The organism is Streptomyces sp. NPDC042002 (assembly GCF_055588305.1).
The window spans coordinates 90206-116726 of sequence record NZ_JBVJCT010000028.1 but is presented as its reverse complement, the minus strand read 5'-3'; the positions used below and the strand labels follow the sequence as shown (position 1 = coordinate 116726).

General features: G+C 72.7%; 21 protein-coding genes. 10 read left to right on the top strand and 11 right to left on the bottom strand.

Annotated features, from left to right (window positions below; translation table 11 throughout):
• Window positions 1-305 precede the first annotated feature (305 nt).
• Window positions 306-1409 carry a mechanosensitive ion channel family protein gene (locus ACZ6KY_RS30935; protein ID WP_469313561.1) on the bottom strand — a complete coding sequence of 368 codons (1104 nt, stop codon included), beginning with the start codon at window positions 1407-1409 and terminating at the stop codon, window positions 306-308.
• 273 nt (window positions 1410-1682) lie between these two features.
• Between ACZ6KY_RS30935 and ACZ6KY_RS30930 the strand changes: the two genes are divergently transcribed.
• Window positions 1683-2219 (top strand): HNH endonuclease, encoded by a 537-nt coding sequence (locus ACZ6KY_RS30930; RefSeq protein ID WP_261709044.1) that lies wholly within the window; start codon window positions 1683-1685, stop codon window positions 2217-2219.
• A gap of 117 nt (window positions 2220-2336) precedes the next feature.
• Here the strand turns inward: ACZ6KY_RS30930 and ACZ6KY_RS30925 are convergent, their stop codons facing one another.
• The 4 genes from ACZ6KY_RS30925 to ACZ6KY_RS30910 form a co-directional block, all read right to left on the bottom strand.
• Entirely contained in the window at window positions 2337-3668 is a 1332-nt protein-coding gene (locus tag ACZ6KY_RS30925) for an FtsX-like permease family protein (protein ID WP_469313560.1), read from the bottom strand.
• Window positions 3665-4393 carry an ABC transporter ATP-binding protein gene (locus ACZ6KY_RS30920; RefSeq protein WP_469313559.1) on the bottom strand — a complete coding sequence of 243 codons (729 nt, stop codon included), beginning with the start codon at window positions 4391-4393 and terminating at the stop codon, window positions 3665-3667. The genes ACZ6KY_RS30925 and ACZ6KY_RS30920 overlap by 4 nt, the downstream gene beginning before the upstream one ends.
• On the bottom strand, window positions 4390-4923 hold the full coding sequence (locus ACZ6KY_RS30915) for a PadR family transcriptional regulator (protein WP_469313558.1): 534 nt from the start codon (window positions 4921-4923) through the stop codon (window positions 4390-4392). The genes ACZ6KY_RS30920 and ACZ6KY_RS30915 overlap by 4 nt, the downstream gene beginning before the upstream one ends.
• 81 nt (window positions 4924-5004) lie before the next feature.
• Window positions 5005-8352 (bottom strand): beta-N-acetylglucosaminidase domain-containing protein, encoded by a 3348-nt coding sequence (locus ACZ6KY_RS30910; protein ID WP_469313557.1) that lies wholly within the window; start codon window positions 8350-8352, stop codon window positions 5005-5007.
• Window positions 8353-8589: 237 nt separating this feature from the next.
• Here ACZ6KY_RS30910 and ACZ6KY_RS30905 point away from each other — a divergent pair, with 237 nt between their 5' ends.
• The 3 genes from ACZ6KY_RS30905 to ACZ6KY_RS30895 all read left to right on the top strand — a co-directional run bounded on the left by ACZ6KY_RS30905 (window position 8590) and on the right by ACZ6KY_RS30895 (window position 11324).
• Complete coding sequence (locus tag ACZ6KY_RS30905; protein ID WP_469313556.1) at window positions 8590-8859, top strand: hypothetical protein; 270 nt, start codon at window positions 8590-8592, stop codon at window positions 8857-8859.
• Window positions 8859-11006, top strand: a complete 2148-nt coding sequence (gene malQ / locus ACZ6KY_RS30900) for a 4-alpha-glucanotransferase (RefSeq protein ID WP_469313555.1) — start codon at window positions 8859-8861, stop codon at window positions 11004-11006. Before ACZ6KY_RS30905 ends, malQ begins: the two co-directional genes overlap by 1 nt.
• Window positions 11007-11084: 78 nt before the next feature.
• Complete coding sequence (locus ACZ6KY_RS30895) at window positions 11085-11324, top strand: hypothetical protein (protein WP_355855854.1); 240 nt, start codon at window positions 11085-11087, stop codon at window positions 11322-11324.
• A 122-nt stretch (window positions 11325-11446) separates the two neighbouring features.
• On the opposite strand, the gene ACZ6KY_RS30890 is transcribed toward ACZ6KY_RS30895, so the two are convergent.
• Window positions 11447-12100, bottom strand: coding sequence for a TetR/AcrR family transcriptional regulator (locus tag ACZ6KY_RS30890; RefSeq protein WP_469313554.1), 654 nt, complete (start codon window positions 12098-12100; stop codon window positions 11447-11449).
• 102 nt (window positions 12101-12202) lie between these two features.
• Here ACZ6KY_RS30890 and ACZ6KY_RS30885 point away from each other — a divergent pair, with 102 nt between their 5' ends.
• On the top strand, window positions 12203-13690 hold the full coding sequence (locus ACZ6KY_RS30885; protein WP_469313553.1) for an FAD-dependent monooxygenase: 1488 nt from the start codon (window positions 12203-12205) through the stop codon (window positions 13688-13690).
• A 103-nt stretch (window positions 13691-13793) separates the two neighbouring features.
• Here the strand turns inward: ACZ6KY_RS30885 and ACZ6KY_RS30880 are convergent, their stop codons facing one another.
• The gene (locus tag ACZ6KY_RS30880) at window positions 13794-14270 is read right to left on the bottom strand and encodes a DUF1203 domain-containing protein (protein WP_469313552.1); all 477 of its coding nucleotides are present in this window, start codon (window positions 14268-14270) and stop codon (window positions 13794-13796) included.
• A 112-nt stretch (window positions 14271-14382) separates the two neighbouring features.
• On the opposite strand from ACZ6KY_RS30880, the gene pepN reads away from it, so the two are divergent.
• Window positions 14383-16998, top strand: coding sequence for an aminopeptidase N (pepN, locus tag ACZ6KY_RS30875; protein ID WP_469313551.1), 2616 nt, complete (start codon window positions 14383-14385; stop codon window positions 16996-16998).
• Window positions 16999-17109: 111 nt separating this feature from the next.
• On the opposite strand, the gene ACZ6KY_RS30870 is transcribed toward pepN, so the two are convergent.
• On the bottom strand, window positions 17110-17781 hold the full coding sequence (locus tag ACZ6KY_RS30870) for an SDR family oxidoreductase (protein ID WP_469313550.1): 672 nt from the start codon (window positions 17779-17781) through the stop codon (window positions 17110-17112).
• 71 nt (window positions 17782-17852) lie between these two features.
• On the bottom strand, window positions 17853-18869 hold the full coding sequence (locus tag ACZ6KY_RS30865) for an aspartate-semialdehyde dehydrogenase (protein ID WP_469313549.1): 1017 nt from the start codon (window positions 18867-18869) through the stop codon (window positions 17853-17855).
• Window positions 18870-19178: 309 nt separating this feature from the next.
• Here ACZ6KY_RS30865 and ACZ6KY_RS30860 point away from each other — a divergent pair, with 309 nt between their 5' ends.
• Window positions 19179-19700, top strand: a complete 522-nt coding sequence (locus ACZ6KY_RS30860) for an RNA polymerase sigma factor (RefSeq protein WP_469313548.1) — start codon at window positions 19179-19181, stop codon at window positions 19698-19700.
• 1 nt (window position 19701) lies between these two features.
• The gene (locus ACZ6KY_RS30855) at window positions 19702-20520 is read left to right on the top strand and encodes a hypothetical protein (RefSeq protein ID WP_469313547.1); all 819 of its coding nucleotides are present in this window, start codon (window positions 19702-19704) and stop codon (window positions 20518-20520) included.
• Window positions 20521-20644: 124 nt separating this feature from the next.
• On the opposite strand, the gene ACZ6KY_RS30850 is transcribed toward ACZ6KY_RS30855, so the two are convergent.
• On the bottom strand, window positions 20645-23968 hold the full coding sequence (locus ACZ6KY_RS30850; RefSeq protein ID WP_469313546.1) for a S8 family serine peptidase: 3324 nt from the start codon (window positions 23966-23968) through the stop codon (window positions 20645-20647).
• A gap of 252 nt (window positions 23969-24220) precedes the next feature.
• Entirely contained in the window at window positions 24221-24886 is a 666-nt protein-coding gene (locus ACZ6KY_RS30845) for a CGNR zinc finger domain-containing protein (protein WP_469313545.1), read from the bottom strand.
• A gap of 129 nt (window positions 24887-25015) precedes the next feature.
• On the opposite strand from ACZ6KY_RS30845, the gene ACZ6KY_RS30840 reads away from it, so the two are divergent.
• The gene (locus ACZ6KY_RS30840; RefSeq protein ID WP_469313544.1) at window positions 25016-25477 is read left to right on the top strand and encodes a VOC family protein; all 462 of its coding nucleotides are present in this window, start codon (window positions 25016-25018) and stop codon (window positions 25475-25477) included.
• Between the two features lie 42 nt (window positions 25478-25519).
• Window positions 25520-26392, top strand: coding sequence for a pyridoxamine 5'-phosphate oxidase family protein (locus ACZ6KY_RS30835; RefSeq protein ID WP_469313543.1), 873 nt, complete (start codon window positions 25520-25522; stop codon window positions 26390-26392).
• The last annotated feature ends 129 nt before the right edge of the window (window positions 26393-26521 follow it).

The window sequence follows — 26521 nt, the reverse complement described above, 5'->3', positions numbered from 1 at the left end:
CCCCCCCCCCCCCCCCCCCCCCCCCCCCCCCCCCCCCCCCCCCCCCCCCCCCCCCCCCCCCCCCCCCCCCCCCCCCCCCCCCCCCCCCCCCCCGCCCCCGCGGCGTCGGGTGCCCCGACCGTTCACTCGAACGAGAGTGCTGAAACCGTTCCTCGGGCCTGTGTCTCCCCTACGTCACCGCCGGTGCCGCCCTCCGGCGGTTGCGGGCCCGCTCGCACGGACGAGGGGGCGGCGCCCCGAACACCCGGGCGCCGCCCCCTCTCACGTACAGCCGGAGCTGTCCCGGCCTCTTGCCCGCGGTCGCCCTACTTCGGCGCGCCCGACGGCGCCGGGACCGGGATCGGGGCGGTCGCCTCCGACTGGGGGGAAGCCGGGTTCCCCAGGGCCGACGGGGCCGCCACCGTGGACGTCGGGTCGACGGGCTCCTCCTCCGGGGGCGAGGTGGGGCCGCCCACGATGCGGATGTCGGCCGCGTCGAAGGCGCGCTTGATGCGCCAGCGCAGTTCGCGCTCCACGGAGCTGGCCTTGCCGGGCATGGTCTTGGCCGAGACACGGACCACCATGGAGTCGAGCAGGACGCTGTCCAGGCCCAGGATCTCGACCGGGCCCCACAGACGCTCGTTCCAGGGCTCTTCCTTGCTGATGGTCTCGGCGACCTCGTCGATGACGGACCGGACGCGGTCCAGGTCCTCCGAGGCGCGGACCGTGACGTCCACACCGGCCGTTGCCCAGCCCTGGGAGAGGTTGCCGATGCGCTTGACCTCGCCGTTGCGGACGTACCAGATCTCGCCGTTGTCGCCGCGCAGCTTGGTCACGCGCAGGCCCACCTCTATGACCTCGCCCGAGGCCACGCCCGCGTCGATCACGTCGCCGACGCCGTACTGGTCCTCAAGGATCATGAAGACGCCGGAGAGGAAGTCGGTGACCAGGTTGCGGGCGCCGAAACCGATCGCGACACCGGCCACACCCGCCGAGGCGAGCAGCGGGGCCAGATTGATCTCGAACGTGCCGAGGATCATCAGCGCGGCCGTACCCATGATCAGGAAGGACGCGACCGAGCGCAGCACCGACCCTATGGCCTGGGAGCGCTGCCGGCGGCGCTCCACGTTGACCAGCAGACCGCCGAGCGCCGTGCCGTCGACGGCCTGGACGGTGCGGGTCATGCGATCGATGAGCTTGGTGATCGCCCGCCGCACGAACACTCTCAGTACGGCGGCGACCACCAGGATCAGCAGGACACGCAGACCTATGGCCAGCCAGGTCGACCAGTTCTGCTCGACCCAGCTCGCCGCGTGGGTCGCGCTTTCCTGGGCGTCCTGAAGCGTGGGGGTCACCGGATCGGTCGACGTCGAGGGAGACGGCGACGGGGTCGAACCGGCGGCCAGGGCCAATAGGACGGGCAGGGACACAGCAGGTACCTCCAGGCGTAGCGGTCTGCCCGCGGCCGGGGACACAAGAGGGGTGCCGTCCGGGCAGAACTACAACCCTAACGGGGCAACGCGCGAGGCTCGTTGCCATGTTCAGGGGAGAGACCGTGCTCACGTGGGGATGAAGGGGGTGTGGTCGAAAACACTCCCAGCCCGTTACCGGGACATGGTGGCGCTTCCACCAGGCATGAGGGGAGACTGGCTGCAGATCGTCCCGGCGCGAGCCACGCGCCGCCGGCGTACAAGGAGGCATCCGTGCCGCACGTCCTGGTCCTCAACGCGTCGTACGAGCCGCTCGGCGTCGTACCGCTCCGCCGCGCGCTCGTCCTCGTCCTTGAGAACAAAGCCGTTTCTCTAGAGGAATCCGGCGCCTTCATGCACAGCGCGACCGTTACTGTCCCCGCACCCAGCGTGGTCCGGCTGAAGAGGTTCGTACGGGTTCCCTACCGAGGGCCCGTCCCGCTGACCAGGCGAGCTCTGTTCGCCCGGGACGGCGGCCGGTGCATGTACTGCGGTGGCGTCGCAACCAGCGTCGACCACGTCATCCCGCGCTCACGCGGAGGTCAGCACGCCTGGGACAATGTGGTGGCGTCCTGCCGCCGCTGCAACCACACCAAGGCCGACCGCCACCTGGTCGAGATCGGCTGGCGCCTGCGCCACAAACCCGCCCCGCCGACGGGGCTCGCATGGCGCATCATCGGAACAGGGCACAGGGACCCACGCTGGATGCCCTACCTGCAACCGTACGGCGCGGATGACGCCATGGCCCGGATCGACGGCATTTCAGCCTGACGATCCGGGCTTTTGTGTTGGCGGCGACGCCCTTGGCCGCCGCCTGTCCCGGCTCTCCGGGAGGACCCCCGTGCCTCCCGGGGAGCCGGTCCCGCCCATGAGCGGGACCGGGCGCGGTCAGAGGTGGCGCAGCTCCGCCGGGCGCACCGAGCGGCGCAGCAGGGGCAGCGAGGTGGCCGCGGCGAGGAGGCAGGCCACGTAGACCGCCACGGGGACGACCACCGGCAGCACCGGCACCATGCCGTCGCCCGCGAGCCGCCCGCACCAGACACCGATCCCGAGGCCTCCCGCACCGGCCAGCGCGACCGCCGGGGCGAGCGGCAGGGCCGTCTCCAGGAGCAGGGTCCGGCCGAGCACGGCCCGCGGCACCCCGGCGGCGGCCTGCGCGGCGAGGCCGCGGCGGCGGGTGGCCAGCGATTCGGCGGTCCCCACGGCCAGCCCGGAGAGCGTGATCGCGAGGGCGAGCAGGAGCGCGGCACCCGTGAGGTCGATACCGGTGGTGTAGAGCGACAGGTTCGCGGAGCCGTCGCGTCCGGTGAGGTCGTCCAGCAGCACCTGCCGTACGCCGACGAAGCCCGTCCCCACGACGGTCACCAGGAGTACCGCCGCGTGCGTGCGGGCGCCCGCCCACGGATCGTCCCGCAGCCGCTCGGCCGCGATCAGGGTCGCCGGGTTCCCGGTCCGCCCGGCGAGCAGCCGGCCGGTCAGCCGGGCGCTCGCGCCCACCGCCCAGACGGCTCCGAGGCCGGTGAGAATCACCACGCCGAAGACAAGCGGCGGGTTGCTCTCGAACCCGCCGAAGCCGCGCGGGGCGATGGTGAGCCCGGTGAGAAGCATCACGAGCGCCGTCGTGAGGGCGCCGAGGCCCGGACCCCGCCCGCCGGTCGGGCGCACCCGGCGCACCCAGCCCAGCGGCGAGGCCACCACCCGGCGCAGGGCGAGCGTGCTCACCAGCACGCCCACCACGGGCACGGCGAGCGCGACCCCCGCGCAGCCGGCCCAGACGGCGGCCGGCGGGTTCTGCCACTCGCGCAGCAGGACCGGTGTCGAGACGGCGGTGGCGACGGCCGAGCCGAGGAGGCACGCGAGGCCCGCCTCCAGCGCGGCGATCCGCCGTACCTGCACCGGTGAGGCGCCCGCGAGGCGCAGCCCGGCCAGCCGCCGGTCGCGGTGCACGGCGCCGACACGGGCGCACTGCCCGAGGAAGCCGAGCACCGGCACCAGCAGGAGCAGCAGGGTGAGGACCACGCCCGCCCGCTGGCCCGGCCGGCCGAGCAGGCCGTGGGCGAGCGTCATGGAGTACCGCCCCTGGAGCGAGGCGACGGCGACGGCGGCCAGGCAGAGCACGGTGGCGAGAGCCGCGCCCACGGCCGTGAGCGCGACCCGCCACCACTCCCGCCGGTCGGAACCGCTGGTCAGGAGCAGCGCGAGCCGAAGGTCGGTCCTCATCGGGACACCTCCGTCGCGGCCGAGGACGTGGAGGCGGCCGAGGCCGTCGGCAGGGTGCCGGTGCCGGTCACGGTGCCGTCCCGCAGTGACACCTCCCGGTCCGCGTACGCCGCCACCTGGGCGTCGTGGGTGATCAGCAGGACCGCCGTGCCGGCCTCCCTGGCCGTGTGGATCAGGGCGGTCATGACCTGTTCCCCGGCGAGGGAGTCGAGCGCGCCGGTCGGCTCGTCCGCGAAGACGGCCTTCGGAGCCGTCACCAGGGCCCGCGCCAGCGCCACCCGCTGGGCCTGACCTCCGCTCAGCTCGCCGGGGCGCAGCGCCTCCTGCCCCCGTACGCCGAACCGCTCCAGCCACTCGCCCGCCCGCTCCCGCGCCGCCGCCCGGGAGGTGCCCGCGAGCAGCAGGGGCAGCGCCACGTTGTCGGCGGCGGTCAGCTCCGGGATCAGCTGGCCGAACTGGAACACCACCCCGAAGTCCGTGCGGCGCAGCTCGCTGAGCCGCTTCTCGGAAAGCAGGTCGAGACGCTCGCCCGCGTACTCCACCGTGCCGCTGTCGGGCTTGACGATGCCCGCCAGACAGTGGAGGAGCGTGGACTTTCCGCTGCCGCTGGCCCCGGTGACGGCCAGCACCTCGCCCGCGGCCAGCTCCAGCGAGGCGCCGCGCAGTGCCCGGGTGGGACCGTGCGCTTTGACCAGGTCGCGGGCGGTCAGGAGGGGGTTGCTCATGCTGTGTCGACCTCCGCGGTCAGGGTGGTGAGCCGGTCCGCCGTGGTGGTCATCCAGCGGAGGTCGGCGTCGAGGTGGCTGAGGGCGTAGTCGGCCGAGAGGACGGTCGCGAGATCGGCGCCGGGCGCCGTCTTCAGCGCCGTGAGCTCGCGCATCCGCGCCATGTGCGCGGCGCGCTGCGCCAGCAGATAGCCGGCCGCGTCCGCCGAGGCGAGGATCGAGACGACGACCTTGGCGAAGATCTCGTTCGTCACGAAGGGCGCGGGCGGTGCGATCGCGCCCGCCCACTGGGTCAGTTCACGCGATCCGTCGTCGGTCGAGCGGTACAGGGTCCGCTCGGGACCGCCGTCCGAGTCGGTGCCGTCGATCGCGGCGAGACCGTCGCGGACCAGCCGCTGCAAGGTGGTGTAGACCTGCCCGTAGGCCAGTGGGCGGGCCTGCGGGAAGCGTTCGTCGTGCCGTCGCTTGAGGTCGTACCCGTGGCTGGGACCTCCGGCGAGCAGCCCCAACAGGATGTGACGGGTGCTCATGGAGATCAGTATGCACTCAAGATATGTACTGAGTGAATAGCTGGCGGAGGATTATCCGGACCATCAGTCCTCCACCGGCCGTCAGTCGGCGACCGCGTACGCCTCCGCCGACCACAGCGAGTACCCGTACGGCGTCGCCCGCCGGATTCCCTGGACGCGCACGTAGCGCACGTCCCGTTCGTCGAAGCGCAGCGACTCGTGGCCGCCGCGGCCGTCGTTCACGGTCGTCGCGGTGCGCCACACGCGTCCGTCGGCGGAGACCTGGACCCGGTACGCGGACGGGTACGCGTCCTGCCAGCTCAGTACGAGCCGGCCGAGGCGCACCGGCTCGGCGAACCGCACCTGCCACCAGGCGCCGTTGTCGACGGGGGAGGACCAACGGGTCGTCGGATCACCGTCGTTGGCCGCCGAAGCCGGGAAGTCGGAGGTCTCGTCGCCGGACGAGGAGGCCGTCCCCGTGCGGGCCAGGTCGGGGCCCGCCGTGCGCGGGAAGGCGCGGACGGTCAGGGTGCGGGTCTGTGAGCCGAAGGCGACCGTGACGTCGTACGTGCCCGACGGCGTCCCCGGCGGGACCGTGACCTCGACGAGGCTGTCGACGACGGCGCCGCGTGGGAGCGTCGGCGAAGGCCGCGAGACCTTGACCTGGATGTCCTTCGGGGCCCGCGCGGTCAGTTCACCGCTGACGTCGGTGGGGCGCAGTGACGTCAGCCGGGCCGTGATCCGCTGCGTGCCGCCGATCTCCACGTCCGTCGTGGAGCGGGCCAACTCCAGTGCCGCGGCGGGGGAGTCGGCGAACCACGGTACGAGATGGCGTACTTGGGAGCGCTCCGGACCTGTGACCCGGAGCGCGTCCGTGCGCAGGCCCGCCGCGCCGACGTCCGCCGCGCCGATCTCGGTCGCGCCCCCGGCGTCGAGCGCGCCGAGATACCGCCAGCCCTCGCCCGGGACGTGCGCCTCGACGAAACCCGTCGTGCCGGGGTCGGTGAGCACGCTCACCTCGGTGAGGGTGCGGGGGCGCGGGAGGAGGACGACGCGGCCGTCCCGCTCGGTGCCCTCTCCCGGCGTGCCGTCGTCCCGCGGCGGGTCGCCCTGCGCGGTCCCGCCGTTGTCCGCGGGGCTGCCGCCGTCCGCGCCCGGGGCGTCGCCCGGTGTCGTGCCGTCGCCGGTGCTCGCGCCGCCGTCCCCCGTCGCTCCGGGGCCCTTCGGGGCGTCGTGGCCCGTCGAGGGTTCGTTGTCGAGCCCGGCCCACTTCTCGTACGCCGTGCGGGCCCGCGTCAGGAACGGGTCGAGGACGCCCTTGCCGACCGCCACCCCGCTCGCCGCGAGCTCGGCGCGCAGCCGGTTCAGGGTGCGGTACGCCGTCCACGCCGCCGTCGCGTCACCGTTCGACTGGGAGCTCAGCAGCGCCACGGCCGTCTCGCCGGCCTCGCCGTAGCGCGCCAACTGCTCGGTCCAGGGCTCCACTTCGGTGGCGATCGGGTGCCCCGCCAGCCGCTTCGGCGTCTCGCGCATCACCGTGAAGGCCGCGCGCAGCCGCTCGGCCGCGCTCTCGGTCGCGGCCCGGTCCGTGGTCGTCCGCGCCTGCCAGAACGCCTCCATGAGCGGGCGCAGATACGCCGACTCCTCGCCGCCGAGGACGGAGGACGCGTCGTTCCCGGCCAGCGCGCGCAGCGCGTCCGCGCTCCGGGCGTCGCCGCCCGCGAGGTCCTCGATCGCGGCCCCCCAGGACTCCTGGGGCCGGTAGTCCCGCGGGTTCCACGCGTAGTCGGCCGTGGTGAACAGCGGGATGCGGGAGGCCTCGGCCTGGGGCATCGCGTTCGCCAGCAGAGCCGCCGAGCCCGTGGCCACCGCCGGCTCGCGCCCCTGGTAGGGACCGAGGAACACCCGGTCCTGCGCGTAGTCGTTGACGGGGTAGTTGTCCATGGTGACGAGCGGGTGGCTGCCGAACACCTCGCGGGTGCGGGCCAGTTCGCCGCCCGTGATGGTCCTCGGCACGACGCCGACGCCCGTCCACGCGACCTCGACGCCCTCGTCCAGGGCACTCGCCAGCTGCCGCCGGTAGTCGGTCGAACCGTCCTCGTAGTACTCCGTCGGCATCAGGGACAACGCGGCCACGTCCGGGTGGCGGGCGGCGAGATGCCGGGCCACGGCGTTCGCCACCCGCGCCTGCGCCTTCGCCGCCGCCTCGGAGCCGGAGCCGAACGCGTCCGCGTCCGCCCCGCAGTGCCACTCGGTGTAGCTGACGTCCTGGAACTGGAGCTGGAAGGCGCGGAAGCCGAGCGCCCACATGGCGTCGAGCTTGCGTGTCAGCGCCAACACGTCGGCGTCCGAGGAGAAGCACATCGCCTGCCCGGGGGACACCGCCCAGGTCGGCGTGACGTGATTGCGGCGCGCCCGGTCCGCCAGGTCACGGAACTGGGCGCGCTCCCCGGCCGGGTACGGCTCACGCCAGCGCGCCTGCCGGAAGAGGTCGTCGCCGGGCGCGTAGACATAGCGGTTCTGCTTGGTCCGGCCCATGAAGTCGAGCTGCGCGAGGCGCTCTTCGGGGGTCCAGGGGCTGCCGTAGAACCCCTCGGTGATGCCGCGCACGGCGGTGCCGGGCCAGTCCCGGACGACCGCGCCGGCGATCCGGCCGTCGGCGGCGATGAGCTGACGCAGCGTCTGCACCGCGTGGTACAGGCCGTCCTCGCCGACTCCCGCGAGGGCGACGGTGTCGCGGCCGTCGGCGCGGCCGACGGCCAGCCGGTAGCCGCCGGAGGGGAGATCGGCGCGGGGCGCGGCGCCGAGCGCCGTGAGCGCCCGCTCCAGGGAGCCCGAAGCGGCGCGCGCGTCGATGAAGGAACTCGCGCCCTGCCGAACGGTGTTCGCCGGGTCCGTGCCCACCCGCACCACCAGAGCGTGCGCCGGGAGCGCGTCACCGTCGCGCGCCGTCGTGATCGTTCGGGCGCCGGCCTGCCGCAGCAGGGTGCGCAACGCTTCGAGGGCGTACGGGTCGAGCGCGCTGTCCGAGGTGTTCGCGTCGATGCTCACGCCGGGGGCGTACGGGATGATGGGTGCGCCGGGGGAGTACGAGCCGGCCGGAGAGTCGGAGCGCGCGCCGCCGAACGTGCCGGGCGAGCCGGATGCCGCCGGATCCGTCGGGCCGGTGACCAGGACCACCTCGTCCGTGACCGTGACCGGAGTGCCGCTCGCGCGCAGGGACTGCGGGCGGGGCCAGACGGCGGGCACACCGCTCCCGACGGACTCCCGGTCGTCCGCCGAGGCCGCCGGACCGTGCGTCGCCGCGAGAGCCACGGGGGCCGTTCCGAACGTGCTCGCGACCACGACGAACGCCAGTGCGGTCACTCCCTTTCCACGCCCGAGTCGCACGGTTCCCCCTCGTAGAGCGCCACCCCGGCTGCGGCGTCGGTGTGGCGTCGAGCCCACCATCCGGGCGGTGAAGGTGTCAACGAGAGTGGCCGAAGTGCCGGGATTACCCCAGCCTGGAGGGGCGGCCCGGACATGCGGGACGGCGACGGAATGTGACCAGGAGCACGTTGTCCGTCCGTGTGCGTCTGTCGTCGCGCCCACTGGGTAGGGCTGCGGTGACCGCCAGGGCATCCGTTTCCGGCAGGATCCGCCGGAATGCCCTCGGCCGCCGTACCCGACCTCGACAAGGAGGCCCCCGTGGCCGCATCGGCACACCTTCTCCTCTCGGCCCTGTCCGAACGCGGAGCGGAGCCGTCCGTCCCCGGCCCCCGCGCCGGCCGGGCGTCCGTCGAGCCCGAGCGCGCCCATCCGTGTCCGCTCGGCACGGAAGGCGCCCGCACCGAGGTGCCGCTGACCAGCGAGCCCCCGCTGCCCGACGCCGAACCGCTGACCAGTGAGCCGCCGCTCGCGGACGTCGCGCATCTGACGAGCGAGCCCACCTCGACCGGCGCCGCGTCGGGGGTCTGATGGCACCCAGTGGGCCCGCCGACCCGCCGCGGACGGCATCGGAGCCGGCGCCGCGGACACCCCTGTCCCGGCTCGCCGAACTGCACGGTGTCGCCCCCGCCTACAACCCCTCGCCGGACCGCACGGTCGCGGCCTCGGACGCCGCGCTCGTCGCGATCCTGGCGGCGCTCGGCGTCGACGCGAGCACCCCGGACGCCGTCCGCGCGGCCCTCGCGCTCCACGAGGCCGAGACGGCCGACCGGCTGCTGCCGCCGACCTTGGTGTGCTGGGGCGGCCTCGCCCCCGCCGAGCTCGCCGGACTGCCGGACGCCACCCGGCTCCGTATCACCACCGAACAGGGCGAGACCCGAAGCTCCGCGGACCACCTCCCGCCCGGCGTCCACACGCTGCGCGCCACCGCCCCTGACGGCCGCACCGCCGACGCCCACCTCGTCGTCGCCCCCACCCGGCTGCCCGCGCCGCCCGGACGCACGTACGGCCTGCTCGTCCAGCTCTACTCCCTGCTCTCCCGCCGCTCCTGGGGCATGGGCGACCTCGGCGACCTCGCCGAACTGACCGCCTGGGCCGGGCGGGCGCTGGGCGCCGGATTCGTCCAGGTCAACCCCTTGCACGCGGCCGTGCCCGGCGACCCCACCGACCCCTCCCCGTACCGGCCGTCCTCCCGCCGCTTCCCGGACCCGGTGCACCTGCGCGTCGAGGACATCCCCGAGTACCCGTACGCCGAGGACAGCGACCGGCTGCGTACGGTGCTGGAGAGTGCCGAACGGCTGCGCGAGTCCGTTCTGCGCAAGGGCGCGCTGATCGACCGCGACGCCGTGTGGGACCTCAAGCGCGAGGCGCTCGCAGTGGTCCGCGCGGTGCCCCTCGGGCCGGGCCGGCAGGCCGCGTACGCCGACTTCCTCGCCGAGGAGGGCCAGGCCCTGGAGGACCACGCCACCTGGTGCGCGCTCGCCGAGGCGCACGGCTCCGACTGGCGGAACTGGCCCGAAGCCCTGCGCGACCCCCGCTCGTCCGGAACCGCCCGCGCGCGCGGCGAACTGATGGACCGCGTCGACTTCCACAGCCGGCTCGCCTGGCTCACCGACGCCCAGCTCGCCCGTGCCCAGCGCTCCGCGCGCGACGCGGGCATGCCGGTCGGGCTCGTGCACGACCTCGCCGTCGGCGTCCACCCCGACGGGGCCGACGCCTGGGCCCAGCAGGAGTACTTCGCGGCCGGCATGTCCGTCGGCGCGCCCCCCGACGCCTTCAACGCGCGCGGCCAGGACTGGGGCCTGCCGCCCTGGCGGCCCGACCGGCTCGCCGCCTCCGGATACGCCCCCTACCGGCGCCTGCTGCGCGCACTCCTGCGCCATGCGGGCGCCCTGCGCGTCGACCACGTCATGGGCCTGTTCCGGCTCTGGTGGATCCCCCAGGGACAGCCGCCCACCGAGGGTTCGTACGTCCGCTACGACGCCGAGGCGATGCTCGCGATCCTCGTACTGGAGGCCTCGCGGGCCGGGGCGCTCGTGATCGGCGAGGACCTCGGCACCGTCGAACCCGGGGTGCGCGAGACGCTCCAGGAACGCGGAGTGCTGGGCACCTCGGTGATGTGGTTCGAACGCGACTGGGACGGCGACGGCATGCCCCTGCCGCCCGAGGCCTGGCGTGCCGACTGCCTGGCCACCGCCACCACCCACGACCTGCCGCCCACCGCGGCCCGGCTCACCGGCGAACACGTCGAACTCCGCGACCGGCTCGGCCTGTTGACCGGCTCCCTCGACGAGGAACGGGCGGCAGCCGCCGCGGACACCCGGGAATGGCTGGCCCTGCTCTCCCGGCTCGGGCTGCTGCGCGGCGCGAACGGCGGGGGACCCGCTTCGGCCGAGGAGGCCGAGATCCAGGCCGTGCACCGCTTCCTGCTGCGCACCCCGGCCCATCTGATCGGCGTCTGGCTCCCGGACACCGTCGGCGACCGCCGCCCGCAGAACCTCCCCGGCACCTGGGACCAGTACCCCAACTGGCGCCTGCCCGTCGCCGACGCCGAGGGCCGCCCGGTGACCCTGGAGGAACTGGCCGCCTCACCCCGGCTGCACGCCCTGATCGACGTGGTGCGGTCGGAGAACGGCCACGCGGGCGCACCCCCGAGCCCCCCGCGCCGAGCCCCGTGAACCCGTACGGCACCCCCGGAACCTCCGTACGGCACCCCCGGGCGCGCGGCCCCGTCGGGTGTTCGCTACGTTTGCACCGTGGACAAGAAGAACGCTCTGCGCGCCGGTGCCCTGGCCGCCGGTACGACGCTGATGATGCTGCTCATGTCGTCCCCCGCGCTCGCGCTGACCCGCGACGACGGTGACGACCCCGGCTCCGGCCTGAGCGTGATCGAGACGCTCGGCCTCTACGTCGTGCTGCCGATCGCACTGTTCCTGGGCATCGCCGGCCTCGTGATGGTCCTGGACAAGTCCCACAAGCAGCCGAAGCAGGGCTGAGCCCGGCCCGTCGCGCCAACTCTCCGTCGAGGGAGTCCCCGCACCCACCGGTGCGCGGACTCCCTCGCCGCGTTTCCGCTGTCGTCCCGAGCCCGCTGTCCTGGCCCCGGGCCCGACAAGTTCTAGGGGTGCGGCGCCGTCAGATACCGCTGCACCGTCGGGCCCAGCCACGCCACGATCTCCTCGCGGTGCAGTGCGACGGCCGGGGCCAGCCGCAGGATGTAGCGGGCGAGCGCGAGTCCGAGCAGCTGTGAGGCGCAGAGCGCGGCGCGGGCCGGAGCCTGTTCGGGGTCCGGGCAGGCGCGCCGGGCCACCGGCGCGAGCTGGTCCCTGAAGATGCTCTGCATCCGTTCGGCGCCGGCCTGGTTGGTCACGCCGACCCGGAGCATCGCGGTGAGGACCTCGTTCTCCTCCCACAGGTCGAGGAAGTGGCCCACCAGAACGTGTCCCACGTCGGCCGGGTCGAGAGCCGCCGGATCGGGCAGCCGCAGATCGACGTCGAGCACGGCCGCGAACAGCCCCTCCTTCGAGCCGTAGTAACGCATGACCATCGACGGGTCGATGCGCGCGTCCTTGGCGATGGCCCGGATCGTGGCACGCTCGTAGCCGTCCGCCGCGAAGCGCTCGCGGGCGGCGGTGAGGATCGCGCCGCGGGTGGCGTCGGAGCGGCGGGGCGCCACCTCGGGTGCGGTGCCGGCTCCCGGGCGGGCTGCCACGCCGGACTCAGACCTCGCGCCGGAGCCGGAGCCGGATTCGTGCTGTTCCTTGACTGGCATGCCAACGACCGTAGGCCAACAGGTGTTGACAGTCCAGTCGCGTCCTCCTATGTTTGCCAACAAGCGTTTGCCAACAAGCGTTGGCATCATGAGGAGGCCGTCATGACCGGCAACACGCACGCGCACACGCCCCCCATCACCCCCCGGCAGGTGGTCGTCGTCGGCTCGGGTCCGACAGGTCTGCTGCTGGCCGGCGACCTCGCCGCCGCCGGTGTCCCGGTCACCCTTGTCGAGAAGCGCCCCCGCGGGATCAGTAATCTCTCCCGTGCCTTCGTCCTGCACGCCCGCACGCTGGAGCAGCTCGACGCCCGCGGGCTCGCCGACGGTCTGGAGGGCAAGGGGCAGGCCCTCGACCGCATCCGGCTCTTCGGCGGGCTCACGCTCGCGCTGGACACGCTCCCCTCCCGTTTCAACCACCTGCTGGTGATTCCGCAGTACGAGGTGGAGGAGGCGTTGGAGCGCCGGGCGGAGGACGCCGGGGTGCGGTTCCTGCACGAGACCGAGGTGACCGGACTGCGGCAGGACGTGAACGGGGTGACGCTCGAAGTCCGCGGGCCGGGCGGCGTGTCGGGCGAGCTGGCGGCCGACTACGTCGTCGGGACGGACGGGATGCGCAGCGCGGTGCGGGCGGCGATCGGGCTGCCGTTCCCCGGCAGGTCGGTCATCCGGTCCGTCGTGCTCGCGGACGTCCGGCTGGACGAGGAGCCGGAGTCGGTGCTGACCGCCAACGCCGTCGGTGACGCCTTCGCCTTCATCGCACCCTTCGGCGACGGCTACTACAGGGTGATCGGCTGGCATCGTGGCCGCGACATCCCGGACAGCGAGCCGGTCGGACTCGACGAGGTCAAGGAGATCGCCAGGCTCGCCCTCGGACACGACTACGGCATGCGCGACGCCCGCTGGATGTCCCGGTTCCACAGCGACGAGCGCCAGGCGCCCGCCTATCGGGTGGGTCGCGTCTTCCTCGCGGGCGACGCCGCGCATGTACACACCCCGGCCGGCGGCCAGGGCATGAACACCGGGCTCCAGGACGCGGCGAACCTCGGCTGGAAGCTGGCGGCCGTGTTCAACGGGTGGGCGCAGGCGGCCCTGTTGGACACCTACCAGACCGAACGCCACCCGGTCGGCTCGTCCGTGCTGCGCAGCAGCGGCGGCATCGTACGGCTCGCGATGGCCAAGCGGCCCTGGACCCGGGCGCTGCGCGCGGGAATCACCGCGGTGCTCGGCCGTGTCGGCCCCGCACGCCGCCGGGCGGCCGGCCGCATCACGGGCATCGGGTACGCGTACGGGGCGCCGCGCGGCGCGCACCCCTCGGTCGGCACCCGTGCCCCGGACACCGCCCTGAGGAGCGGCAGGCTCTACGAGGCCCTGCGGGGCGGGAGGTTCGTCCTGGTCACCCCGGAGCCGTACGAGGCCGGAGGGAACGGGCGGACCGGGGAGCGCGCGGGCCGGCTCGCCGTGGAGCGATGGGCGGGCCGGCGGCGTACGACGGTACTGGTGCGGCCCGACGGATATGTGGCCTGGGCCGCCGAGTCCCCGGACCCGGCCGCGGTCGAGGCGGCCCTCGCCGCCGCCGTGGGCGCGCGGTAGGGCTCCAGCCAGGAGGCGGCGCGACCGGAGAGCGGCGCGGCAGGTCGGCCCGGGCGCACCTCGCGCGGGAACTGGCCCCGCCGCGCCCGGGCTCGTACGAGAACTAGCCCCGCCGCACCTCGTACAGGAAGCAGCCGTACTCCACCGCCCGTACGTGGACCAGTGCCACTTCCGGGTCGCTGAACGCCGTTGTGAAGGCCTCGGTGAACGGGGCAGGTGGTTCGACCAGTTGGCCGCCCAGGATGTGGCCCTCGGCCGAGTAGCGGCGGAGCGTGCGGTGGGCGTTCGTGAACGGGAGGGCGTCCGTGGCCGGGCCCGCGCATTCGTCCGCGTGGATGAAGACCGGACCCTGTTCGTCGTACGCGCCCGGCTCGGCGCCGGTCTCCGCGGCCCAGCGGCGCAACGGGGCGTAGGAGACCAGGGCGACGCGCTCGCCGGGCTCGCCGCGGCGCAGACAGCAGCGCAGCGGGGCGCCGCCCTCCTCGTCGGTGAGCGGGGCGAGCCGGCGGCCCGCGTCGTCGGTGTCGCGGAGCTCCTTCAGGACGGCCGGGGCGATGGGGTGTGCGGTGTACGTCGTCATACGTCCAGACTCGCGCCCGCGCCCGCCCGGCACCGGCGGGAAACGGTCATCGCGCTGTGTACGGGTCCCGTGGAAGGATGGCGCAACCCACACATAACGAGGAGATGACCGCGTGCCTGGCACAAACCTGACCCGCGAAGAGGCGCAGCAGCGCGCGAAGCTGCTCACCGTTGACTCGTACGAGGTCGATCTCGACCTCTCCGGCGCGCAGGAGGGCGGCACCTACCGGTCCGTGACCACGGTGCGCTTCGACTCCGCCGAGACCGGTGCCGAGTCGTTCATCGACCTGGTGGCACCGACCGTCCACGAGGTCACCCTCAACGGCGACCCGCTCGACGCGGCCGAGGTCTTCAAGGACTCGCGGATCGCGCTCCCCGGCCTCCTTCAGGGGCGCAACGTCGTCCGCGTCGTGGCCGACTGCGCCTACACCAACACCGGTGAGGGCCTGCACCGGTTCGTCGACCCCGTCGACCAGCAGGCGTACCTGTACACCCAGTTCGAGGTACCGGACGCACGCCGTGTCTTCGCGTCCTTCGAGCAGCCCGACCTGAAGGCCACCTTCCAGTTCACCGTGAAGGCGCCCTCCGGCTGGACGGTCGTCTCCAACTCGCCGACCCCGGAGCCCAAGGACGACGTCTGGGTCTTCGAGCCGACCCCGCGGATCTCCACGTACATCACCGCGCTGATCGTCGGCCCGTACCACTCGGTGCACAGCGTGTACGAGAAGGACGGACAGACCGTGCCGCTCGGCATCTACTGTCGCCCCTCACTCGCCGAGTTCCTCGACTCGGACGCGATCTTCGAGGTCACCCGGCAGGGCTTCGAGTGGTTCCAGGAGAAGTTCGACTACGCGTACCCGTTCGAGAAGTACGACCAGCTCTTCGTGCCCGAGTTCAACGCGGGCGCGATGGAGAACGCGGGCGCGGTCACCATCCGCGACCAGTACGTCTTCCGCTCCAAGGTCACCGACGCCGCCTACGAGCTGCGCGCCGAGACGATCCTGCACGAGCTGGCCCACATGTGGTTCGGCGACCTCGTGACGATGGAGTGGTGGAACGACCTCTGGCTGAACGAGTCGTTCGCCACCTACACCTCCATCGCCTGCCAGGCCTACCACCCCGACAGCCGGTGGCCGCACTCCTGGACGACCTTCGCCAACTCCATGAAGACGTGGGCGTACCGGCAGGACCAGCTGCCCTCCACCCACCCGATCATGGCCGAGATCCGCGACCTCGACGACGTGCTCGTCAACTTCGACGGCATCACGTACGCCAAGGGCGCCTCCGTCCTCAAGCAACTCGTCGCCTACGTCGGCATGGACGAGTTCTTCAGCGGCGTCCAGGCCTACTTCAAGGCCCACGCGTTCGGGAACACCCAGCTGTCCGACCTGCTCGGCGCCCTGGAGGAGACCTCCGGACGCGACCTCGGGACCTGGTCGCAGAAGTGGCTCCAGACCGCCGGGATCAACATCCTGCGCCCGGAGATCGAGACCGACGCCGACGGTGTCATCACCTCGTTCGCCATCCGCCAGGAGGCCCCGGCCCTGCCCACGGGCGCCCAGGGCGCTGCATCCGATGATGCGGCTCCGCCGCGTGGGACCCTGCGCCCGCACCGCATCGCGGTCGGCCTGTACGACTTCGACGGCGCCGAGGGCGGCAGCGGCAAGCTGGTGCGTGACGAGCGCCTCGAACTGGACGTGGACGGCGAGCTGACCGCCGTTCCGGAGCTCGTCGGCAGGCGCCGCCCCGACGTGATCCTGCTCAACGACGACGACCTGTCGTACGCCAAGGTCCGCCTCGACGAGGACTCGCTGGCGTTCGTCACCGAGCACCTCGGCGACTTCGAGTCCTCCCTCCCGCGCGCCCTGTGCTGGGCCTCGGCCTGGGACATGACCCGTGACGCCGAACTCGCCACCCGCGACTACCTGGCGCTGGTGCTGTCCGGCATCGGCAAGGAGTCCGACATCGGTGTCGTGCAGTCGCTGCAACGGCAGGTGAAGCTCGCGATCGAGCTGTACGCCGACCCGACCGCCCGCGAGGCGCTGCTGACCCGCTGGACGGACGCGACGCTCGCCCACCTGCACGCGGCCGAGGCAGGCGGCGACCACCAGCTGGCCTGGGCGCGCGCCTTCGCGGCGACCGCGCGCACGCCGGAGCAGCTGGACCTCCTGGACGCCCTGCTCGAAGGCCGCGAGACCATCGAGGGCCTCGCCGTCGACACCGAGCTGCGCTGGGCGTTCGTGCAGCGGCTCGCGACCGTCGGACGCTTCGACGACGCGGAGATCGCCGCCGAGTACGAGCGCGACAAGACGGCCGCCGGTGAGCGGCACGCGGCCACCGCCCGGGCGGCCCGTCCCACCGAGGAGGCGAAGGCGGAGGCGTGGGCCTCGGTCGTCGAGTCCGACAAGCTCCCGAACGCCGTGCAGGAAGCCGTCATCGCGGGCTTCGTCCAGACCGACCAGCGTGAGCTGCTCGCCCCGTACACGGACAAGTTCTTCACCGTGGTCAAGGAGATCTGGGACGCCCGCTCGCACGAGATCGCGCAGCAGATCGCGACCGGTCTCTACCCGGGCATCCAGGTCGCCGAGGAGACCCTCGCCAAGACGGACGCGTGGCTGCTCTCGGCCGAGCCCAACGCCGCCCTGCGCCGACTCGTCTCGGAGTCCCGCTCGGGCGTCGAGCGCGCCCTGAAGGCCCAGGCGGCGGACGCGCAGGCGGCCACCGCCTAGTCCCCTCACCCGGGCATCCGGGTGCCGGCATTCGTGTCGGCGCCCAGAACGGTGGGCGGGACACCGATCAGGTGTCCCGCCCACCGTCGTAGGCCGTGGTCCCTCCCCCGCTCAGTGCGGGACCATCCCGCCCGTGACGTTGACGAACGTGCCGGTGATGCCGCCCGCCAGGTCGGAGGCGAGGAAGGCGGCGGTCGCGGCGATCTCGGCCAGGGTCGGGTTGCGGCGGGTCATACGCATCCCGGCGAGATGCGCGAGCAGCCCCTGAAGGGCCGCTTCGTCGAGGTCCATGGCGCCGTCGACCGCGAGAAGCTTCTCCCGGGTCAGGGTCTCGGGCACCCCGGCCGCCCACAGACCAACGACCCGCGGTCCGCGCGGCCCCAGCTCCGACGCCAGGTTCCGCACCAGCGTGTCGATCGCCGCGTCCGCGGGTCCGGGGCCGCCCATCATCGGACTGCCGTGCGCGGAGCCGCTGTTGAGCGTGAGCACCACGCCCGAGCCCGCCTCGGCCATGCGCCGGGCGGCGGCGCGGGCGGTGACGAACGTGCCGCGGAGGCCGTTCTCGACGGGCCGTACGAAGTCCTCGACCGGCAGGTCGACCAGGGGAACGCCCTGCACATCGCCGCGCGTGACGAGGTTGAAGGAGATGTCGACGGCGTCCAGGGAGCCGATGTGCGCGTCGGCCGCCGTCTCGTCCAGGGCGTCGAGCACCGCCGTATCGGAGTGCCCGCCCGCCGCCGCGATATCCGCCGCGTCCCCCGGGGCGCCGCCGAAGCGCCGCACCCGTGGAAATCCCGAGGGGGCGGGGCACCGGCCGGTGCCCCGCCCCCTCGGACGCGCGGTGGATACGGGTGTCAGCCCTTCAGCTCGGCCGCCACCAGCTCCGCGATCTGGACCGCGTTCAGCGCGGCGCCCTTGCGGAGGTTGTCGTTGGAGATGAACAGCGCGAGGCCGTGCTCGACGGTCTCGTCCGCCCGGATGCGGCCGACGTACGAGGCGTCCTTGCCGGCGGCCTCAAGGGGGGTCGGGATGTCGGAGAGGGCGACTCCCGGAGCGCCCGCGAGCAGCTCGGTGGCGCGCTCGGCGGAGAGCGGGCGCGCGAAGCGGGCGTTCACCTGGAGGGAGTGACCGGAGAAGACCGGGACGCGGACGCAGGTGCCGGAGACCTTGAGGGCGGGGATCTCCAGGATCTTGCGGGACTCGTTGCGGAGCTTCTGCTCCTCGTCGGTCTCGTTCAGACCGTCGTCGACGATCGAACCCGCGAGGGGGAGCACGTTGAAGGCGATGGGGCGCTTGTAGACCTGCGGCTCGGGGAAGTCGACCGCCTCGCCGTCGTGGGCCAGCTTGTCGGCGTCACCGACGACCTTCAGGGCCTGGCCGTGCAGCTCCGCCACGCCGGCGACGCCCGAGCCGGACACCGCCTGGTAGGTGGCGACGACCAGCGCCTCCAGGCCCGCCTCCTCGTGCAGCGGCTTCAGGACCGGCATCGCGGCCATCGTCGTGCAGTTCGGGTTGGCGATGATGCCCTTGGGGCGGTCCGCGATCGCGTGCGGGTTCACCTCGGAGACGACGAGGGGGACCTCGGGGTCCTTGCGCCAGGCGGAGGAGTTGTCGATCACGACCGCGCCCTGGGAGGCGACCTTCTCGGCCAGCGCCTTGGAGGTGGCGCCGCCCGCCGAGAACAGCACGATGTCCAGGCCCGAGTAGTCCGCCGTGGAAGCGTCCTCCACCGTGACACCGTCGACCACCGTTCCGGCCGAGCGGGCCGAGGCGAACAGGCGCAGCTCCTCGACCGGGAAGGCCCGCTCGACCAGGATCCTGCGCATGACTGTGCCGACCTGACCGGTGGCTCCGACGATTCCGACCCTCACGGCGACTCCCTTGGTGTGCGTTCTACGTGGTCCAGCGCTTCCATCATGCGTCTGACCCGGGTCCGTGTGTCCAATCCTTTCGCCGAGCCGCCCACAACATGGGACGCCGGGACGCGCGCCGCGGAGCCCGATCCTGCGGCGGCCGGGCGTCCGGGTACGAAGAAATCGCCTGGTGACGGAGGGGGACCGCAAGCCGTACGGTGGGCGCCGTCATGGGCCGGGGCCCGGTGTGACGTACGACTCGCACCGGGCCGAACGTTTCGGCCCGCACCGGCGTCGTAGAGGAGACGCGGTAGGGGAGGGGCGGCTGTGCTGCGCAGAAAACCACGTCGGGCGCCGGGGGCGGACGATCCCCTGGACGCGACGCAGGAACGCCGGGTGCGGGCGGTGCTCGCGCTCGGCGGTGTACCGCAGGCGGACCTGCCGGACGGGGTACAGCAGGTCCGGCTGCGGTTGCTGGAGCGCGCCGCCAAGGGGGACGAGGCGCCGCGCGATGTGTCCGCCTGGGCGGCGGTCGTCGCCTCGAACCTGGCGATGGACTGGCACCGGGCCAAGCGCCGCCAGGAGCGGCTGGGCGAACGCCTGGCCTCGATGCGACAGTTGGAGCAGCCCTCCGACGAGGAGTCCAGTGTGCTCTCGCTGGCCGTCGCCCAGGGACTGGACGAACTGCCCGACGCCCAGCGGCAGGTCGTCGTCCTGCGGTTCTACGCCGACCTGCCGGTGCGTGACATCGCCGGCGAACTAGGCATACCCGAGGGCACGGTCAAGAGCAGGCTGCACACGGCGGTCCGCGCGCTGCGCGCTCGCCTGCACGAGGACGAGGTGGTGTGACGTGGCCGAATACGAAGGTGTGGACGCGCTGTTGGCCGCGATCACGGACGACGCGCTGCCCGAAGGCGCTCACCACGACCCCTTGTTCATGGCCGAGTACCGGTCGGCCGCCGCGGACGTGGACGTGCTCCGGGAACAGCTGGTCGTCATCGGCGACGCGCTGGCGGGTTCCGGGACGGCCGCCGAGCCGGCCCGCGCGTCCCGGAAGGCCAAGACGTCCAACACGTCCGAGAAGCCCGGGAGGTTCAGGAAACCGGGGGGAGACCAGCGGGCCCACGGGGCGCGGGCGCCCGGGGTCGGGCGTCCGGGGGGCGTCCCGAAGAAGCGCACCTGGCATCCCGGCGCCCTCGCCGTCGGCACCCTGGCGGCGGCCGCGGTGGCCACGCTGGTCGTCGGGGTGGGCTGGCTGGCCGCACACGGCGGGGGCGGAGCGGACGTCAGGAGCTCTTCCGACGCCAAGGCGGGCAGCCCCGGCGCCGACGCCGGCGCCCACAGCGCCCCCCGCTACATCGCCTGCTCCCGGCTCCTCGCGGAAGGCACGGTCACGGAGGTCGACCAGGTCCCCGGCACCGCCCAGGACCGGATAACCCTCGACGTCTACCACTACTACAAGCCGGCCACGGGAGAGAAGGAGGTCACCTTCCTGATGGACAGGGACGTCCGCCCGCGGCCGCGCCGGGGCGACGAGGTACTGGTCGGGATCCAGCGGCACGCCGTGACACCCGACATCTGGACCACGGGGGAGGAGAACATCGCCCGCGACCGGTCCTGGATCGTCAAGGCGCTGCCCGCGTCCCAGGCCACGAAGTGCGAGCGGTGACGTCCGCCACGAGCCGTGAGGGACGAGGCGCGGTACGGCCCGGCGGCACGCGAAAGGGCGGGCGTCCGTTTCCGGACGCCCGCCCCGTGCTCCCGGGCCGCTCGCGCGGCCGGGTATCACGCCGCTACGGAGTGACCTTCTCGATCTTCACGCTGCCGAGGCCCGCGACCGTGCCGCGCGCGTTCACCAGCTGGACCTGACCGAAGAACTCGCGTCCCTCGGGCGCCGCCGCCGCGGCGGTGACCGAGCCGGACACCGTGGCCGAGGCGCCGGTGGCGAGCTTCACCGGGGTGGAGCCGTCGACCGAGACCGTGCCGAGCGCGCTGGAGAAGAACACGTCCCGGTAGTCGTACGCGGTCGAGCCCGACGGGACCGAGTAGCCCGCGACCTCGATGGTGTAAGTACCGGCGGCGGGGGAGGCGATGGAGACGGCCTCCTCCGAGTCGCCGTCCGCGGACTGTCCGACGACGGTCCCGGCGGCGTCGTACACCGTCAGGTCGAGGTCGGCGGCGGTGTCCGAGACGTTGCCGATGGCCACGTCGAGCGACGCGGCGCCCGCGGGCACGTCGACCGTGGTGGTCTGCGTCACGCCCTCGGTGATGGTCGGCCGCGCGTTCTTCGAGGAACCGAGCGGGCCGCCCTTCAGCTTGCCGTCCAGCGCGGCGAAGTTGTTCGTCACCTTCCAGGAGGCGGTCGCCGGGGTGCCGACCTCGGCCTCGGGGACGGTCACGACGGCCGGGTCGAAGGCCGCGCCGAGCACGGCGACATCGAGCTTGTACGGGTTGTCGAGCAGCGGCGACGTACGGCGCGCCTCGACCTCGATCTCCCAGACGCCGGACTGCGGGTCCGCGTACGAACGCACGTCGGGCTTGCAGCCGTTGCCGTCGAGGTAGTTGTTGTAGCAGTACGGGGTGCTGGTGTTGTCGACCGGAACGCCGTACGGGTGGATCGCGATGAACCGGGTCTGGCTCTTGTCCTTCAGCCCGCCGATCGCGACCTCCAGGGACTTGGCGCCCTCGGGGACCGTGACGAAGTACGACGCGGTGCTGTTGCGCTGCACCGAACTCGACGCGGCGTAGGTGTACTTGAGGGGCGTGGAGACCACGACGGTCGACAGGATCTGCTTGTCGACGCCCTCGGTCCGCGGGTCGTCCACTTCGAGGATCGCGCTCTTGAGACCGGCCGACTTCGGCGCGGCCTGGACCTTGACGGTGACCGGCTGGTTCAGCGGGAGCCTCACCTCGTCCGAGCCGACGATCCGGAAGGTGTCGGAGGCGTTGTTCTCGAAGTACAGCTCGTGCCGGATCGGCCGGTCCTCGCCCGACGTACGCGTGATGGTGATGTCGTACGTCTTGCGCTCGCCCGCCTTGAGGCCGCCCTCACGGTCGTACAGGCCGGTGCCGAAGCCCGGTGTCTTCAGCGCGTAGTCGATCGCGGTGTCGACCGGCGCCTTGACGGTGTAGTCGGAAGACGCCGCGTCGTGGGCGGTGGCGCCGTCCTTGATGGCTTTCCAGGCGTCACCGATGTTGATGAGGCCCGCGCCCTCCTCGTACGCCTGAACGCCCTTGATGTGGTCGGCGGTCGACGTCAGCGCGGTGCGCAGGGTGGCCGGGGTGAGGGTGATGCCCTTCTGCTTCGCCGCGCTCAGCAGCAGCGCCGAGGCGCCCGCGGCCTGCGGGGACGCCATCGAGGTGCCCTGGAGCATCGAGTAGCCGGCCGGAAGGGTGTAGCCCGCCTCGGCGACCGGGGAGCCCGGCATCCAGGTCTGGGTGGAGTTGATGGAGGCGCCGGGCGCGCTCAGTGTCGGCGTGAAGCCGCCGTCCTCACGCGGGCCGCGCGAGGAGAAGGGCAGCATCTGGTACTTCTTCTCCACCTGCGAGCCGTAGTTGGAGGCCCAGGTCTGCTTGGAGATGGTCGCGCCGACCGAGATGACCTTGTCGGCCAGGCCCGGGTCGCCGATGGTGTTCGCGCCGGGGCCGGAGTTGCCCGCCGAGATCACCAACTGGACGCCGTAGGTGTCGATGAGACGCGTGTAGAGCTCGGAGCGCGCGTTGTTGCCGTCGTTGAGCGCGGGCAGACCGCCGATGGACATGTTGACGATGTCGACGCCGCGGTTGGCGACGAGGTCGATCATGCCCTCGGTGAGCGCGACGTTGGTGCAGCCGCCGGTCCAGGTGCAGGCGCGCGAGGAGACGATCTTCGCGCCGGGGGCCGCGCCGCTCATCTTGCCGCCGAACAGGCCGTTCGCGGCGGTGATGCCGGCGACGTGGGTGCCGTGCTCGGCCTCGATGACGCCGATGTTGACGAAGTCGGCCTTCTTGCCGATCCAGGACCCGCCGTACGGGTCCATCGGAACGTCCTTGCGGATCTCGACGACGAACGGCTGCCGCTCGACGACGTCGGTCGCCGGGTTGTCGGTACCGAAGTAGCCGATCTGGAAGCCGTCCTTGTACGGCTTCATCGGCGTGTCGTCGGTGAAGTCGTTGTTGTTGTTCAGGTCGACGGTGACCGTGCCGGCCGTCGGGTCGTAGAGCACGCCCCACGCGTCGGTGGTGTCACCGTCGCGGTTCGCGTCGCCCGCGGCGTCGCCGCCCGCCGTCGCCGACTCCCGGAACGTGCTGATCTCGTACGATCCCGCCGGCGCCGTCCACGTCTTGCCGCTGTACGTGAAGGCGGGCCCGGCCACGGGGGTGATCATCGGGCGCCAGGTCGCGTCGCTGTCGAGGATCGGGTCGGTCGAGGTGACCCAGTCGACGATCTTGCGCTCGCCGGTGGTGGTCTTCTGCAGCGCGGGGTGGCCCAGGTCGACACCGGAGTCCAGGATGCCGATGGTGACACCCCGGCCGTCCGCCTTCGGGTGATCCTTGACGAAGTCGACGGCACCCGTCTCGAAGGACGGGTTGTACGGGTTCTCGGCGGGGGTGTTCTTGCCGGGGCCCGGGTAGGTCGCGGCCGTGGAGGCGTTGTTGCCCCTCTTGGCGGTGTCGGCGCTCGGCGTCGGGTCGTCCAGCGCGATCTCCTGGCGCAGGTCGATCCCGTGCACCGAGGGGAGTTTCGCGGCGGCGGCGATGGCCGCGTCCGCCCTGCTCGTCGGGACGGTGGCCCGGACGTAGCCGAGCTTGTCGTAACTGCGGCCCACCGAGCCGCCCTTGACCGCGTCGAGCTCCTTGGCGACCTGCTCGGTCTGGCCGGGAGCCGTCGCGATCATCATGGTGACGTTCTTGTCGCCGTTGGCCTTGGCCTCGGCGAGGAGGTCGGCGTCGGTCGAACCGAGCTTGGCGGCGGCGGACTTGGTGCCCGGGTCGGCCGTGGGCGCGCCCGTGTCCGAGGAGAAGGCCATGGGTATCGGCCCGGCCGCGGAGAGCGCGGCCACCAGGCCCGCGGCCACGGCCAGGCGGGCCACGCGTCTCGCGCCCGATATCGGGGCGTGCTGAGGGTCGGAGGTCATCTGCATCCCTTGTCGGTAAAGGAACGAGCGTGGAACGGCCGGTTCCGTCGGGCGTGGTGGACCGGTCGCGTCAGTCCGGTATGTGAACCCGGATGGCCGCTCAGCTTTACCCAAGGGGCAGTTGTTTGGGGAGAGTTGACCGAGGCGGGATAGAGCCATGGCGTACTTCCGCCATACGTCATGCCGGTGATCGCGTGTTATCGATGGATATCCCGGACAGCTCGGACGGCTCGGATGTCTCTCTTTGCCGATTCAGCTCTCTTTTGCGCGCGCGTAGTGGCGGGACGCTTTCGCGCGGTTACCGCAGGCCGCCATCGAGCACCAGCGGCGGGTGCCGTTCCGTGAGGTGTCGAAGAAGTGCAGGACGCACGCGTCGTGGGCGCAGCGGCGGATGCGGTCCGGGGCGGTGCCCAGCAACTCCAGGTAGTCGCGCGCGGCGAGCCAGGCCGGCCCCCAGGAGGGATCGTCGAACTCGGGTGTACCACCCGGCCCTTGGGCGGTCAGCGTCAGCCGGACGCGCCCGTGCGCGAGGACGGCGTCGACGCGGGCGGCGGCTTCCGCCGGGAGCCGGGGGCCGGCGCTCACCGGCCGGTCGTCGCCCGCGGCTCCGCCTCGCCCGTCGCCCCGCTCGTCATCCTGTCCGCCGCCCTGTCCGCCGCCCTGTCCGCCGCCCGGTCCGTCTTCCGGCCCGTGGGGCGCGTCGATCACGGCGCGCAGGGCTTCGCGGGCTTCGAGCGTGTGCCGCAGGACGGTGTCGTCGGCCGGGAAGTCGAGCCCGTTGCCCGCCAGCCACACCGCGAGGCCCTCGGTGCCGGTCAGCAGGTCCCGCGTCACGCCCTCGTGGATCCAGCGCGTGTTGAGCAGGTCGAGCGAGACCGGCTCACCCGTGAGGGGGCGGGGGTCGGGGCTCGTGGACATGGGTGGTTCTCCCTTCGCTGCTAACCGTTCAAGAGTAGGTCACCGGTTGACGCTCTCGATTCTAACCTTTAATGTCGATTACAAGGGTTAGCCCCTCTGAGGGGCGGCCAACGACAGAAAGGGACTGTCATGACGCTGCGCACCGGCCACATCGGCCTGAACGTCACGGACCTCGACCGCTCGCTCGCCTTCTACCGCGACGTCCTGGGCTTCGGGGTGCTCGGCGAGGGCAAGGAGGGCGACGACGGGGAGCGGCGGTACGCCTTCCTCGGCTCCCTGTCCGGGGACGGCCGCCCGGTGCTCACGCTCTGGCAGCAGGCCCGGGGCCCGTACGACACCGGTCTGGCGGGCCTGCACCACCTCGCCCTCGAAGCCGACTCCGTCGAGCGGGTCAGGGAGTACGAGACGGCCCTGCGCGCCTACGGCGTGACGTTCGCTTACGAGGGCGTGGTCGCCCACGGCGAGGGCGCGGCCTCGGGCGGGATCTTCTTCCACGACCCGGACGGCACCCGTCTGGAGATCTTCGCGGCGAGCGGCGCCGAGGAAGCGCCGGCGCCGAACGCGTCCGCGCCGACCTGCGGGTTCTTCTAGCAGTCCTCCACCGGCACTCTTCTTGCGGCACTGGGAGCGGTCATGACGTATCACTCGGGCTCGCGGGCCGTCCAGGACCAAGTCGGCGTCCGCGACCTCGCCGATCACGTGGGCCGGGCCGTCGGCGAGGGCATCCGCCCGGTGGCCGCGGCCTTCCTCGAACAGCAGCCGATGCTGGTGGTCGGCGCGGCGGTCCCGGGCGGCGGTGACGTGTGGGCCTCGCTGCTCACCGGGAGCCCCGGTTTCGTGCGGGCCACCGGGCCCCGCCAGGTCTCGGTCGCGGGCGGGCTCCCCGCCGGGGATCCGCTCACGGCCGCGCTCGCCACCGCGGGCACGTCCGTCGGCACCATCGCCCTCGACCCGCGCACCCGGCGCCGTATGCGCCTCAACGGCCGGGTCCGGCCGACCCCGCGCGGCTTCGCGGTCGAGGCCGACCAGGTCTTCGCCAACTGCCCCAAGTACCTCCAGAAGAGGGACACGTACGAGACGGTGGCCGAGCGTACGGCGGGAGTTCCCCGGCACGGCAAGGAACTCACGCCGTCCCAGCGGGAGTTCGTCGAGGCCGCCGACACCTTCTTCCTCGCCACGGTCCACGCGCACGGCGCCGACGCGAGCCATCGCGGCGGCAACCCCGGCTTCGTGCGCGTCGATACGCCCGGCGGACTGAGCTGGCGCGACTACCCCGGAAACTCGATGTTTCTGTCCCTCGGAAACCTCGCGGGCGATCCGCGCGCCGGTCTGCTCTTCCTGGACTGGACATCGGGAGCCGTGCTCCAACTGACCGGCACGGCCCGCACGGAGTTCGCCCCCGACGGCGAACGGACCGTCCGGTTCACCCTCGCCGAAGCCGTCGAGACCCCCGCCGCCAGCCCCCTGCGCTGGTCCGCGCCCGCGTACTCGCCGGCAAATCCGTGAAGGGGCGGGCGACGGTCCCGGAACCACCTCCCCTACCCCGCGAGATGAACACGGAGTGACCACCCACCGGCCGTTCGGACAGGACTCCATGGACGCCCAGGGTGCGCCAAGATCGACGTACGGTGATCG

Excerpts from the sequence above, each read along its gene's own strand:
- ACZ6KY_RS30925 (WP_469313560.1), bottom strand. The coding sequence starts at position 3,668 with ATGAGGACCGACCTTCGGCTCGCGCTGCTCCTGACCAGCGGTTCCGAC.
- ACZ6KY_RS30920 (WP_469313559.1), bottom strand. The coding sequence starts at position 4,393 with ATGAGCAACCCCCTCCTGACCGCCCGCGACCTGGTCAAAGCGCACGGT.
- ACZ6KY_RS30915 (WP_469313558.1), bottom strand. The coding sequence starts at position 4,923 with ATGAGCACCCGTCACATCCTGTTGGGGCTGCTCGCCGGAGGTCCCAGC.
- ACZ6KY_RS30910 (WP_469313557.1), bottom strand. The coding sequence starts at position 8,352 with ATGGTGGGCTCGACGCCACACCGACGCCGCAGCCGGGGTGGCGCTCTA.
- malQ (WP_469313555.1), top strand. The coding sequence starts at position 8,859 with ATGGCACCCAGTGGGCCCGCCGACCCGCCGCGGACGGCATCGGAGCCG.
- ACZ6KY_RS30890 (WP_469313554.1), bottom strand. The coding sequence starts at position 12,100 with ATGCCAGTCAAGGAACAGCACGAATCCGGCTCCGGCTCCGGCGCGAGG.
- ACZ6KY_RS30885 (WP_469313553.1), top strand. The coding sequence starts at position 12,203 with ATGACCGGCAACACGCACGCGCACACGCCCCCCATCACCCCCCGGCAG.
- ACZ6KY_RS30880 (WP_469313552.1), bottom strand. The coding sequence starts at position 14,270 with ATGACGACGTACACCGCACACCCCATCGCCCCGGCCGTCCTGAAGGAG.
- ACZ6KY_RS30850 (WP_469313546.1), bottom strand. The coding sequence starts at position 23,968 with ATGACCTCCGACCCTCAGCACGCCCCGATATCGGGCGCGAGACGCGTG.
- ACZ6KY_RS30845 (WP_469313545.1), bottom strand. The coding sequence starts at position 24,886 with ATGTCCACGAGCCCCGACCCCCGCCCCCTCACGGGTGAGCCGGTCTCG.
- ACZ6KY_RS30840 (WP_469313544.1), top strand. The coding sequence starts at position 25,016 with ATGACGCTGCGCACCGGCCACATCGGCCTGAACGTCACGGACCTCGAC.
- ACZ6KY_RS30835 (WP_469313543.1), top strand. The coding sequence starts at position 25,520 with ATGACGTATCACTCGGGCTCGCGGGCCGTCCAGGACCAAGTCGGCGTC.